Source organism: Kitasatospora sp. GAS1066B (assembly GCF_041262605.1).
Taxonomy (GTDB): Bacteria; Actinomycetota; Actinomycetes; order Streptomycetales; family Streptomycetaceae; genus Kitasatospora.
Window position 1 is genome coordinate 218,359 of record NZ_JBGCCO010000005.1, and the last position, 12,948, is coordinate 231,306.

The following is a 12,948-nucleotide window of genomic DNA, read 5'->3' on the forward strand; positions in this document are numbered from 1 at the left end:
GCCACAGACGAGACGGGGACCGGATGAGTACGACAATGATCGGCCCGCGTGGCAGACTTGTCGCCGTGAACGATGCCGATGGGGAGCGGGACACGTTCGGCGAGGACGAAGTCCGAGGCCTGATTGCCGGGTGGCTGGCCGAGCCGACGACCGGCCTCGCCACCGACGCGGAGCGCGAAGCGGACGTCGACCCGTGGTCGGCCACCTCACTGCCGCTCGGCACCGGTCTGGCGGTCCCGCCGGCCCCCGCGGACGCGGTCATCACGGTCGCCCGGCGACTGGCCACCGAGGGGCTGGGCAGCGGCCCGCTGCCCCAGCCCGAACTCGGCATGCGGGTGTTGGCCGAGGCGATGGTGCTGGACGAGCACCCCTCGGTCGACGAGTGGTCGGCGGCCGACCGAGCCGTGGCGCTGGACTGGATCACCCTGCTCATCCACCGCTTCGGCGAGGACGGCGTCCAGCGGCTGATCGCGGCGCTCTCCTGAACCTTTGAACGTTTGAACCTCTGAACGCTTGAACGTTGATTGACGATACGTCACATCCCCGGCCGCACAAGGTGCTTCGGCCGGGGATGCGTGCTTCTCCGTCTTCTGGCGGGCCAGGCTCAGCCCGCCGCCACCGCCGCGCGGTGCTGCTTGGGCGAGAGGTGTATCCCGGCGGCGAGCCGGGCGCGCTGCATCTCCTCGCCGACCATCGCCGCCAGGTCCAGGTAGGCACCACGCGTCTTCGGCCGCAGCTTGTCCAGCTCGATCTCCGCGCCGGTCGCCAGGTGTTCGTCGAAGGGGACGACCACGACGCCGCGGCAGCGGGTCTCGAAGTGCGTGACCATGTCGTCCAGCCGGATGAGCCGGCTGGTGTCGCGGACGCCGGAGATCACCGTGATGCTCCGCGCGACCAGGTCCTGGTAGCCGTTGGCGGCCAGCCACTCCAGGGTGGTGCTGGCACTGCTCGCGCCGTCCACGCTCGGCGTCGCCGCGACGATCAACTGGTCGGCGAGGTCCAGCACGCCGCGCATCGCGCTGTAGAGCAGGCCGGTGCCCGAGTCGGTCAGCACCAGCGGGTACTGGGTGCTGAGCACATCCATCACCTGCCGGTAGTCCCGGTCGTCGAAGGCGGTGGAGACGGCCGGGTCGACGTCGTTGGCGAGCACCTCGAGCCCGGCTCTGGTCTGCGAGGTGAAGCGCCGGATGTCCATGTAACTGCGCACCTGCGGCAGGGCGTCGACCAGGTCGCGGATGGTCGCGGTGGTCTCCGGACGCACCCGGCGCCCCAGCGTCCCGGCGTCCGGGTTGGCGTCGACGGCGATCACCTTGTCGGCCCGCTCCCCGGCCAGCGTGGCACCCAGCCCCATGGTGACCGAGGTCTTGCCGACCCCGCCCTTGAGGCTGATCACGGCGATCCGGTAGCAACTGGCCAGCGGCGTGCGGATCAACTTCAGCTTCTCGTCCCGCTGCCGCCCGCCCCGCCCGAACGGCAGACTCCGCTGCGAACGCTGCGGCTGCCGCCGGACCAACCGGTCGGAGCTGAGCTCGACGGCGGCGGTGTGCCCCAGCGCGGTCTGCTCGGCGACCGGCTGCTGACTGGCCGGCTGCTGGGGGGCCGGCTCCGGCTGGTACGGCGGCAGCGGGAGCGTGACCGCCGCCGACGCCTCCTCGGCCGGCCCGGGCAGCACCGGCCCGGGCCGCCGCGCCTCCGGCGGCACCAGCACCGTCCCGAGGGCATCCATCGGCGTGGCCCACTCCGGCAGTTGCTCCGGACCGTCCGCTGCCGCTGCCGCCCTGGCCGGCAGCGAAGCCGGCGTGTAGTCCGGAGCGTCCCCCCAGAAACCGGGGTCGAGCGTGACGACGGTGGTGGCGCCCACTGCTGCTGCCATCTGTGGCCTCCTGATCTCCGCCTTGCGCAGGGCTGGTGACGACCTTCACCTCGCACTACGGCGCAGCCGGCCGCGCCGGTTCAGCCGAGTCCACCAGACTGACTCCAGGAGGGGTGCTGGAGCAGGCCCGGCCGGGATGATCGGCTGGAGCTCACTCTGTTCTGGGTAGGGCCTGCAGTCGCTGCTTCAAGTCGGCAGTCTGATCGATGAGTCCGAGGCTTTCCGCCACGCCGAGGGCCACCGCCAGAGTCGTACGGCGCATGAACGGGGAGAGGTAGGCGATGAGGCCGAGTGCCAGCTGCGCGTAGTCCCACGCGCGCTCGTACTCGCCTGCCTCGTCATATTCACAGGTCAGAACCTGGTAGGCGCCCGCGAGATGCTGAAGGTCGCCGAACTCCTTCATGATGGTGATTGCTTCGGCTGCACTCTGCTCCGCATACGACCTTCGGCCAAGGGCGAAGAGGAGTGGGATTTGGGCTACCAGGGTGTTGGCGAGCCGTTTCTGGTCTCCCAGGTGGGTGAAAGCGGAGATTGCAGCATTGAACAGCTCGAAAGCCTCGTTGTCTTTCTCGAGCACGTAAAGCGTTGCGGCCGCGTTCGCTTTCGCCAGTGCCGCGCCCGAATCATTCCTGGATTGCTGTGAAAGCTCGATGTCCTCCAAATGGATCTCCAGAGCCTCGTCCAGCTTCCCTAGCCGTCGGAGAGTAAGCCCAAGGTCGTTCATGATTGTGCTCATCAGGTGCGGATTTCCGAGGTGCTTGGAAAGCTCAAGCGCCTGCCGCTGTAGAGCCTCGGCCTCGTTGAACTGTCCGCTGTCGACGTATGCGAGTGCCAAGGTATTGAGTGTCTCGGCCATCCCTGGCTCGTCACCGGATTTCTTGCAGGACTGCAGGTCATGTTGGAACCCTTGGAACGCCTCGCGATACTTGCCGCTGGCGCGGTTAATCGTCCCAAGGTTGTAGATGACCGTACTGACGCCGTGCTCGTTCCCTTGCTGTTCATATAGATCGAGGCTCTGTTGCAGGTACGGGTTGATCTCCTCGGCGGGCGCGCCGCAGTCGAGCAGGAGACAGCCCAGGATGTTGGCAGCCGGGGCGACGGCCAGAGGATTCTTGGACGCGGTGGCCAACTCGTATGCATCACGAGCGATCGCTAGAGCTGCCGGGAACTCCCGCCTGCTGCGGGCGAGGTTGGCTCGCGCGAAGAGAAAGAAAGCTTTATAGCCGTCATTTCGAAGTGCCTCGGCGGCATCGAAGCCACGGCTGGACACCTCCTCCCAGGCCTGCCAGCGGCCGAGGGTCTCACAGACGGCGTACAGATGGAGGGCTAGGAGTGCTGCATGTTCGGCAGATTTCCTGCCCAGGTGTATTGCGATTGCTGCGGTGGCGTTCGGCAGCTCATCGTCAGCCCAGCGATGAGCCGACTCCTTGGAGTCGATCGGTGCGGTGTGTCCAGAGGGTTTGCCGGCTGATTCCAGTTTCCCGGTGACGGCGAAGTGGGCTCTGGCCGCGGAGTTCCCTAGCCAGGCAAGCATGCGCCGTGTCGGTGCCTCACCCTTCTTGCCTGAGTCCTTCAGGAACTTGCCGCGCGAGAAGCTCTTGATCAGATCGTGGAATCGATATCTGCCATAGCTGGCAGCCGACTCGATGAGACTTGTGTCCAGCAGTTTGTCCAGCAGCTCCTGCGCCTCTCCTGCGGTGCAGTCCATGAGTGCTGAGCAGAGTCCCGCGCCGAAGTCCTCGCCAGGTACGAGTGAGAGCCGCTTGAATGCCCGCTTGGCGGGCTTTCCGAGTCTTCGGTACGAGAGATTGAAGGCCGCCCTGATCTCCAGGTCCCCGGCCTTCAACGCTGACAGTCTGTGCCGCTCGTCCTCCAGAGCTGACGCCCAGTCAGCCATACGCATGCCCCTGGTCGAGGCCAGCCGGTTCGCGACGATGCGAAGCGCTAGGGGCAGGTGGCCGCAGGCGTCGACGACGCGCTGCGAGCTCGGGACGTCGCCAAACACATGGTCCTCGCCGACGATTTGCGCCAGAAAGTCAAGCGACGTGGCGACTGGAAAGATGTCTAGATCGATGCGGGTGACGCCCTGAAGGCCACGGAGTGGATTCCGGCTGGTGACGAGCATGAAGGCACGGTTTCCCGGAGGGAGCAGCGGGCGTACCTGGCCCTCGTCGCTCACGTTGTCCAGGACGATCACCAGCGGTCGGTCGGCGAGGGCGCTCCGGTAGGCGTCGGCTCGTAGCTGCGGGTCGGTCGGGATGTCCTCTTCCGGGCTCCCGAGCGCTCTTATGAAGCGGCCCATGACCTCCTCGGGCGAGGCCGGCTCGGTGTCCAGACCGCGCAGGTCCATGTAGAGATCGCCATCGGCATAGGCGGAGCGCGCGCTGTAGGCGATGTGCACCGCCAGGCTGGTCTTTCCAACGCCCGGCTTGCCAGTGATCGTCGTGATGCCTACTGGCGGTGCCTGGCAGGGTGATGTGGCTCCGGCCCCTACGGCCTGAAGTTCCGATTCCCGGCCCGTGAAGTTGGGGACCTCGGGCGGGAGTAGGCATGGGCGAACGATGCTACCGCTGGACGGAGTAGTCGACTTTTCGTTCGGAGGCGCCTGGACGAACACGATTGTGGGGCTGGTCATGATTGCCGCAGAGGGGTCACCATTGATCGAAACGGCGGCGGCACCGCTGGCTTCACTGGTTCGTGGACGCATCAGATCGTCCCGTGGCGGGCGCTAGCGGTGCCTGACTCGATGCTCTCCGACTCGATGGAGGCTGCGACGTCCCCACCCACCGCGACAGCGCCGGCGCCCGCCGCCATAACGCCCTTGGTTGGCACTGACGGTGCGATGGCCTCTCGTCGTTGGCTTGCCCTGGCCTTGATCGGAGCATGGGAGGAGCCACCGATCGCGACCGATCCCGGGCCGGCGGCGATTACCGTCGCCGAGCTGCCCTCCGTGTAAGTCAGGTAGTACTGCAGGGCGGCACCAACGGTGACAAGTGAGACCAGGAAGACGATCCAGCTCAGAGTTGGCCTGTCGGTGGCCTGCTTGGTAGCGATGCCTGTCACTGCTGCTACGACGGCGCTGAGAACCCCGGCGAGGCCGCGCTTGGCGAATTCGGACAACTGACTCCCTGCCCTAGAAAATGACGCATCGTCAGCGCTTTATAGCACGACGAAACCTCATCCCGTCGCCCTCGCGGGCTGACGTGATCGGGGCCGGTGGAATTCGTATTTTCGGCATGCGAGAACTGCGCCTGATGCCAGCTGTACTCCCAGGAGGCGGGGGACCTGTCCCGCTGTCAGCAGCGGCCAGTTGAGCCGGGGCCCCGGCTCAACTGATGAAAAGACAGGTCAGGTCGGGCCTCAGAGCGTCACGAAGCTCAACCCCTTCGCCTTGAGCGCGGGCAGCACCGTCTTCAGCGCGTCCAGGGTCTGCGAGCGGTCGCCGCCGCCGTCGTGGCAGAGCAGGATGTCGCCCGGGTGGGCGGCCATCAGCTTCTCGGTGATGTGCGGGACACCGGGGCGGTTCCAGTCGCGCGGGTCGACGTCCCAGTCGATCGGGGTCATGCCGTACTTGGCGACGGTCGCGAAGACGGTCGGGGACCAGTCGCCGCCCGGGGAGCGGAACAGGGTGGGGGCCGGGGCGCCGGCGTCCACGATGACCGACTGGGCGTCGACGATCTGCTGCTCGATCTGGGCGGCGGTGCGGTGCGAGAAGGGCTGTGGGTGGGTCATCGTGTGGTTGGCCACGGTGTGCCCGTCGGCGGCGATCTGACGGATCAGGTCCTTGTGCGCGTGCGCCTCGCTGCCGACCACCGAGAAGGTGGCCTTGATGTCGTACTTGCGCAGCAGCGCCAGCATCTGCGGGGTGTAGATCGGGCTGGGGCCGTCGTCGATGGTCAGCGCGACCGCGTCGGTGGGCGCGTTCGGCAGCAGGTCGTGCACCTTGAAGACGGGCTTGGTACGCACCGCCGCCGGGGAGGCGGCCGCGGGGCTCGGCAGGCCGGAGGCCGCCTGCGGATCGACCGGCGCGGCCGGGGAGAACGAGTCGGAGGGGGAGGCGTCCTGGGCGGGGGCGGCGCCGTGGGCGTGGGCCGAGTCGGAGCAGCCGGCCAGCGCGGCCGAGGCGAGTGAGGCCGCGCCCATGGTGGTCCAGGCGAGCAGGCGGCGGCGGGAGGGCAGGGACGAGTCGGACGGCTGGGACGGCCGGGCTATCGGCATGGCGGCACCTCAGGGCAGGCGGGGACGGATACATCTGAGTCGACGCCGTGTGAACCCGAACAGTTCCTGGGAGTCCGCTGGGCGTTGGGCTTGATCGACAGCGGGCCCTCGATGAGACTGAGGCGGCGGTCGGGTCGGCCGTCGGCGTCGACTGGGGGGAACGCGCGAATGACTGGTATGGGTGTTGAGCAGGACCGCCTGCGAGATTATCTGACTGGGCCGCGCCTTGATCACGCGCTCTTCGCCCCGGGCTTCGTGGCGGAGGTCGGGGCCGCGAAACTCACAGGCATCCGTGACCGGATCCGCAAGGAGTTCGGCGGGTTGGGGTCGATCAGGCCGGACGAGGCGGCGGGGACCTACCGGGTGGACTGCCCGCGCGGGGTGCTGCGGGCCGAGATAGCGGTGGACGAACAGGGGCTGATCAGCCGGCTCTGGCTGGAGCCGCAACTGGACGACCGGCCGCGCTCGGTCGGGCAGCGGGTGAAGGCACTGTTGCAGCTGGCGGTGCTGATGCTGGCGACCCTGGGGGTCCCACTGATCGCGGTGGGCTCGGCGCTGGTCGACAGCCGGATCCTGATGCTTCCAGGCCTGCTGATCAGCCTCGCGATGCTGGTGGTCCTCTGGCTGAGTGCGCCGTGGTGCTGGGCGAGCCAGTACCTCCGAGCGGTGTTCGCGGCGGTCGTCCTCGGCGCGCTGGTCCTCGCGATGACCCGGCTGCCCGGCCTGCCCACCGGACATCTGCTCTGGACCTACCTGGGCGGCCCGGTGTTCGCCGGGTGGGCCGCCGTCTCGACGCTGTCCGGCCGTCGCGAGGCCCCGGCCGAGCGGACCCCACTGCTGATCGCCAACCCGCTACCGGGCAGCCGGGTGCTGGTCGGCCAGGGCGGCGGAAAGTCCGTCAACCACCATGCCGCCCACCCGACCCAGCGGTACGCCCTCGACCTGCTCTGCCTGGGCCGACTCGGCGCCCGGGCCCGCGGCCTGGCGCCCCGCCGGCTGACGGCCTACCGCGCGTACGGCGCGGTGGTCGCGGCGCCGTGCGAGGCCACGGTGGTCCTGGCCGTCGACGGCCACGCAGACCAGCCGGTGCTGGCGAACCCGTTCGAGCCGGGAGCGCTCCAGCCGCAGCCGGCGTACGGCAACCACCTGATCCTGCGCACGGCCGCCGACGAGGAGGTCGTGCTGATCCTCGCCCACCTGAGGGTCGGCAGCCTGCTGGTTGCCGAGGGCGAGCGGGTGACGGTCGGCCAACCCCTCGCCGAGGTCGGCAACTCGGGCAACACCACCGAGCCCCACCTGCACCTGCACGCCGAGGCCCGCACCGCGGACACCGTCACCCCGGTACCCCTGCGCCTTGCCACCCGTCCGGCGCGCGAGTTGCGACGCGGGCGGCGACTGGACCGCTGAGGCAACCGGTGCCGCGCGCCGTCCGGTGTGCGCCGATGGTCCATGGTCTGCTGGACCGGCGTTAACCCGCACCACACGCCCCGTCCGCGAGCATGGCCACCGTCCGCCGTTCCCGCACCCCGAGGAGTTCGCCGCCGATGTCCAGCCTCACCTATGACCGGGACGGCTTCACCCTCGACAGCAGCCCGTTGCGGATCCTCTCCGGCGCGCTGCACTACTTCCGGGTGCACCCCGAGCAGTGGGCCGCCCGGCTGCGGCTGCTGCGGGCGATGGGGCTGAACACCGTCGAGACGTACCTGCCCTGGAACCTGCACGAACCGCGGCCCGGGCACTACGACTTCAGCGGGTTCCTGGACGTGGAGCGGTTCGTCCGGACCGCCGAGCGGCACGGGCTGAAGGTGCTGCTCCGCCCGGGGCCGTACATCTGCGCGGAGTGGGAGTTCGGCGGGCTGCCCGCCTGGCTGCTCAAGGACCGGTCGATGCGGCTGCGGTGCGCCGACCCGGCGTTCCTGGCCGCCGTCGACCGGTGGTTCGACGTGCTGCTGCCGCGCCTGCTGCCGCTGCTCGCCGAACGGGGCGGCCCGGTGCTGGCGTTGCAGGTGGAGAACGAGTACGGCAGTTACGGCAACGACGCCGCCTACCTGCGCCACCTCGCCGACGGGCTGCGGCGGCGCGGGGCCGGCTGCCTGCTCTTCACGTCCGACGGGCCGACCCACCCGGCGCTGCAGGGCGGCACGCTGGCGGACGCGCTGCCCACGGTCAACTTCGGGGACCGGGTGGCGGAGAGCTTCGCGGTGCTGCGCGAGTACCTGCCGGACGGGCCCGCCGTCTGCATGGAGTACTGGAACGGGTGGTTCGACAACTGGGGCGCGCCGCACCACACCAGGGACGCGGGCGACGCGGCCAGGGTGCTGGACGAGCTGCTCGCCGCCGGGGCCTCGGTCAACCTCTACATGGCGCACGGCGGCACCAACTTCGGCTACCTGAACGGCGCCAACCTGACGGACGGGTTGTTGAAGCCCACGATCACCAGCTACGACTACGACGCCGCGCTCGACGAGGCGGGCCGCCCGACCGACAAGTACTGGGCGTTTCGCGAAGTGCTCGGCCGCTACACCGAGTTGCCGCCGCTGCCGGACGACACCGAGGTGACGTTCCTGGCACCGCGGATCCTCGAACTCGGCCCGCCGGTACCGCTGCTGGAGCTGGCCGAGCAGCTGGCCGCCCCGGTCCAGGCCGCCGCCCCACTGGCGATGGAGGAGCTCGACCAGTCCTACGGCTTCGTGCTCTACCGCACCTGGGTCAGCGGGCCGCGCGAGGCGGCGGAGCTGGTGGTGGACGGGCTCGGCGACCGCGCGCAGGTCTTCCTGGACGGGCGGCCGGTGGGCGTGCTGGACCGGACCGGACTCACCGGCGGGCCGGTCGAGTTGGCGATCCCGGCCGGCGGGGCCCGCCTGGAACTGCTGGTGGAGAACCTCGGACGGGTCAACTACGGCCCGCAGCTGGCCGATCGCAAGGGCATCGCGGGCGGGGTCCGGCTCGGCGAGCAACTGCTGCTGGGCTGGCAGATGTTCGGGCTGCCGCTCGCCGACCCGGGCCGGGCGGTCGCGGCGCCCTCGCAGAGCGGCGAGCCGGCGGACCGTCCGGTGCTCCGCCGCGCGGTGTTGGAGGTGGACCGTCCGGCGGACGCGTTCGTGCTGACCGAGGGCCACGGCAAGGGCCTCTGCTGGGTCAACGGCTTCCTGCTCGGCCGCTACTGGGACATCGGCCCGCAGCAGACCCTCTACCTGCCGGGCCCGCTGCTCCGCCCCGGTGCCAACGAGCTGGTGCTGCTGGAGCTGCACGGGCCGCGCGGGGCGGGGCTCGAGCTGGTGGACGAGCCCGTGCTGGACCGGCTGAGCGGTACCGATCGGGCCTGACCGCGGGCCGCTTAGGCTGGGTGCATGGAGAACACACCGAGGCGGTCATGAGCGACGGAACGATCGAGTGGATCACCGTGCCGAGCCCGCTGCCGACCGGGCCGCTCACCGTCGGCGTCACCGGGCTCGGGGTGGCGGCGGTGCACTTCACGCCGGAGAGCGTGCCCGAGGGCGGGCCGCGCTGCGCCGAGCCGCGGCGGGTGGCGGCGGTGATCGAGCAGTTCGCGGAGTACTTCGCGGGGCAGCGCCGCGAGTTGGCGTTGCCGCTCGACTGGCGGCTGGCCGGCGGCCCGCACCAGGTGGTGCTGGCGACGCTGCACCGGACGGTGCCGTACGGCGAGACGATCACGTACGGCCGTCTGGCCCAACGCAGCGGGGTGTTCGAGAGCGTCGCCGAGAGCCCCGGGCTGGCGGCCCGGGCGGTGGGGCAGATGATGGGCGCCAACCCGCTCCCGGTGCTGGTGCCCTGCCATCGGGTGGTCGCCTCGGTCGGGCTGGGCGGGTTCGGCAACGGCCGGGTGGGGCTGGACGTCAAGCGCTGGCTGCTGACCCTGGAGGGCTGGCTGGCGCCGACCCTGGACTGGGACGGGCCGAGTTGACGACGGACTGCGGACGACGGACGAAACGGTGCGATCGCGGTGGCCGGAAGGAACGATCCTGTCCGGAATTCCTCGAACCGGAATTCGAGCAGAATAGCTAATCGTACTTATTAATCCGACCATCCAATCACCCATCCGAGTGATTGCGTTGTGATCGTCGGGGCCCCAGGCTGGAATGCAGCAGTCCGCATCATTTTTCTGGGGGAGGGCCCCGTCATGACCACTGAGACCAATGTCGGTATTCCGGCACCCGGCAGCTCGTCGGAGAATCAGCAGCAGAGTCTTGCGACCGCCGCGGCTCGGAATCTTGCCACCACCACCAAGTCCACGCCGCAGATGCAGGGCATCAGCTCGCGCTGGCTGCTCAAGGTGCTGCCCTGGGTCCAGGTGTCCGCAGGCACGTACCGCGTCAACCGCCGGCTCAGCTACGCGGTGGGGCGCGGTCGGGTGGGCTTCATCAAGACCGGGGCCGAGGTGCGGGTGCTGGCCCCCACGCTCCGCGAGGTGCCGGTGCTGCGCGGCCTCGAGGACGACGCCCTGCTGGAGGAGCTGGCCGCCCGGTTCGTCCAGCGGGACTTCCGGGCCGGCGAGGTGCTCTGCGAGGCCGGCCAGCCGATCAACGAGGTCTTCCTGATCGCGCACGGCAAGATCAACAAGGTCGGCTCCGGCAAGTACGGCGACCAGGCCGTGGTCGGCGTGCTGGCCGACGGCGACCACCTGGGCGACGAGGCGCTGACCGCCGCCGACGGCCTCTGGCCGTACACCGTCCGGGCCGCCACCGCCGGCACGGCGCTGGCCCTCGCCTGGCCCGCCTTCCAGGAGCTCGCGGACCGCTCGGAGGCGCTGCGCACCCAGATCCTGCAGTTCCTGGCCGACGTCGACAAGCCGCAGACCAAGCACGGCGAGGCCGACATCGCGCTGGCCGCCGGCCACGAGGGCGAGCACGAGCTGCCCGGCACCTTCGTGGACTACGAGCTCACCCCGCGCGAGTACGAGCTGAGCGTCGCGCAGACCGTCCTGCAGGTGCACAGCCGGGTCGCGGACCTCTACAACGAGCCGATGAACCAGATCGAGGAGCAGCTGAAGCTCACCATCGAGGCGCTGCGCGAGCGCCAGGAGTACGAGCTGATCAACAACCGCGACTTCGGTCTGCTCCAGAACGCCGAGTACGACCAGCGGATCCAGACCCACTCCGGTCCGCCCACCCCCGACGACATGGACGAGCTGCTCAGCCGTCGCCGGGGCACCAAGGTCTTCCTGGCCCACCCCCGGGCCATCGCCGCCTTCGGCCGCGAGTGCAGCAGCCGGGGCCTCTACCCGGGCACCGTCGACCTTCAGGGCCAGCAGGTGCCCTCCTGGCGCGGGGTGCCGATCCTCTCCTGCAACAAGATCCCGATCGTGGACGGTCACACCAGCTCGATTCTGGCGATGCGCGTCGGCGCGGACAACCAGGGCGTGGTCGGCCTGCACCAGACCGGCATTCCCGACGAGTACCAGCCCAGCCTCTCGGTGCGTTTCATGGGCATCAACGAGAAGGCGATCATCTCCTACCTGGTGAGCGCCTACTATTCGGCGGCCATTCTGGTGCCTGACGCCATCGGCGTGCTGGAAAACGTGGAAATCGCCCGACCGCGCAGCTGAGTCGTGCCATTGCGACCGCCCCGGGCGAAGGTCCCGGGGCGGTCGGCGGGCAGCCTCCACGGTGTTGCCCGCTGCTTTCTCGTGCCCGACTTCTGGGGGGACCAGCGACCATGGGGATCGAAACACTCAACGACCAACCACTCAAGGACCAGAGCCAACAACACGAGCAGGCCGGCACCGTACCGGCAGCCCGGGCCGAACCCCCCGTCGGAACCACGCCGTTCAGCGAGGACCCGGCGGGCGAGCTGCTGGCCCGCGCCCGGGCGGTGGTCGACCCGGCGCTGCGGACCGCGGTGGAGAGCATGCCCGAGTCGATGGCCCGGGTCGCCGCCTACCACTTCGGCTGGCGCGAGGCGGACGGCACCCCGTCCGGGGCGGACGCCGGCAAGGCCATCCGGCCCGCGCTGGTGCTGGCCGCCGCACAGGCCTGCGCCGACCGGAGCACGCCGGCCGAGCAGGTCGCCCGGACGGTGACCAGGGCCGCCGCGGCCGTCGAGCTGGTGCACAACTTCACGCTGCTGCACGACGATGTGATCGACCGTGACCAGACCCGTCGTCACCGGCAGACCGCCTGGCGGGTGTTCGGGACGACCGAGGCGATCCTGGCCGGTGACGCCATGCACTCGCTGGCCCTGCGCACCCTCGCCGAGGACGGCCACCCGGCGGCCGGCGACGCGCTGCGCCGGCTGGCCCACTGCGTGGTCGAGCTCTGCGACGGCCAGCAGGCCGACTGCGCCTTCGAGCAGCGCAGCACCGTCTCGCTGGCCGAGTGCCTGGCGATGGCCGAGGCCAAGACCGGCGCGCTGCTCGGCGCCGCCTGCGCGATCGGGGCGCTGTACGGCGGCGCCGGCCCGCAGGGGGCCGCCGCGATGGACGCCTTCGGCCGCGAGATCGGGCTGGCCTTCCAGCTGATCGACGATCTGATCGGGATCTGGGGCGATCCGGCGGTGACCGGCAAGCCGGTCGGCGCCGACCTGCTGGTCCGCAAGAAGTCGCTGCCGGTGGTGGCGGCCCTCGGTTCGGGCACCCCGGCGGGCGAGGAACTGGCCGAGATCTACGCGCTGGACCGCCCGCTCACCGCCGACGAGGTGCGCCGCGCCACCGCGGCCGTGGAGCTGGCCGGCGGCCGCGCCTGGGCGCAGGGGGAGTCCTGCGAGCGGATGGCCGCCGCCATCGAGCACCTCTCGGTCGCCGTCCAGGAGCCCTCGGCGGCCGACGACCTGCTGGCGCTGGCCGAGCTGGTCACCCGCCGCAACCGCTGAGCCCGACACTCTCCAAGGGACCCGAGGGA

General features: G+C 70.0%; 10 protein-coding genes. 6 read left to right on the top strand and 4 right to left on the bottom strand.

The genetic code is table 11. From position 1 onward, the window contains the following. Nucleotides 1-65 precede the first annotated feature (65 nt). Complete coding sequence (locus ABH937_RS07440) at nucleotides 66-485, top strand: hypothetical protein (RefSeq protein WP_280688231.1); 420 nt, start codon at nucleotides 66-68, stop codon at nucleotides 483-485. Between the two features lie 119 nt (nucleotides 486-604). Here the strand turns inward: ABH937_RS07440 and ABH937_RS07445 are convergent, their stop codons facing one another. The 4 genes from ABH937_RS07445 to ABH937_RS07460 all read right to left on the bottom strand — a co-directional run bounded on the left by ABH937_RS07445 (nucleotide 605) and on the right by ABH937_RS07460 (nucleotide 6,091). Next, nucleotides 605-1,873, bottom strand: a complete 1,269-nt coding sequence (locus tag ABH937_RS07445) for an AAA family ATPase (RefSeq protein ID WP_370145795.1) — start codon at nucleotides 1,871-1,873, stop codon at nucleotides 605-607. Between the two features lie 151 nt (nucleotides 1,874-2,024). Then, entirely contained in the window at nucleotides 2,025-4,580 is a 2,556-nt protein-coding gene (locus tag ABH937_RS07450; protein ID WP_370217628.1) for a tetratricopeptide repeat protein, read from the bottom strand. Continuing rightward, entirely contained in the window at nucleotides 4,580-4,993 is a 414-nt protein-coding gene (locus ABH937_RS07455; protein ID WP_280688229.1) for a hypothetical protein, read from the bottom strand. The genes ABH937_RS07450 and ABH937_RS07455 overlap by 1 nt, the downstream gene beginning before the upstream one ends. 240 nt (nucleotides 4,994-5,233) lie before the next feature. After that, nucleotides 5,234-6,091, bottom strand: a complete 858-nt coding sequence (locus ABH937_RS07460; RefSeq protein WP_280688228.1) for a polysaccharide deacetylase family protein — start codon at nucleotides 6,089-6,091, stop codon at nucleotides 5,234-5,236. Between the two features lie 177 nt (nucleotides 6,092-6,268). On the opposite strand from ABH937_RS07460, the gene ABH937_RS07465 reads away from it, so the two are divergent. From ABH937_RS07465 to ABH937_RS07485, 5 genes are all read left to right on the top strand, one after another. Beyond that, nucleotides 6,269-7,498: a M23 family metallopeptidase gene (locus ABH937_RS07465; protein WP_370217630.1), complete on the top strand. Its 1,230-nt coding sequence runs from the start codon at nucleotides 6,269-6,271 to the stop codon at nucleotides 7,496-7,498. A 137-nt stretch (nucleotides 7,499-7,635) separates the two neighbouring features. Then, nucleotides 7,636-9,417, top strand: a complete 1,782-nt coding sequence (locus ABH937_RS07470) for a beta-galactosidase family protein (RefSeq protein ID WP_370217631.1) — start codon at nucleotides 7,636-7,638, stop codon at nucleotides 9,415-9,417. 47 nt (nucleotides 9,418-9,464) lie between these two features. After that, entirely contained in the window at nucleotides 9,465-10,016 is a 552-nt protein-coding gene (locus ABH937_RS07475; RefSeq protein WP_370217633.1) for a methylated-DNA--[protein]-cysteine S-methyltransferase, read from the top strand. 216 nt (nucleotides 10,017-10,232) lie between these two features. Further along, nucleotides 10,233-11,657 (top strand): family 2B encapsulin nanocompartment shell protein, encoded by a 1,425-nt coding sequence (locus ABH937_RS07480; protein ID WP_280688220.1) that lies wholly within the window; start codon nucleotides 10,233-10,235, stop codon nucleotides 11,655-11,657. A gap of 110 nt (nucleotides 11,658-11,767) precedes the next feature. Beyond that, entirely contained in the window at nucleotides 11,768-12,919 is a 1,152-nt protein-coding gene (locus ABH937_RS07485; RefSeq protein WP_370217635.1) for a family 2 encapsulin nanocompartment cargo protein polyprenyl transferase, read from the top strand. The last annotated feature ends 29 nt before the right edge of the window (nucleotides 12,920-12,948 follow it).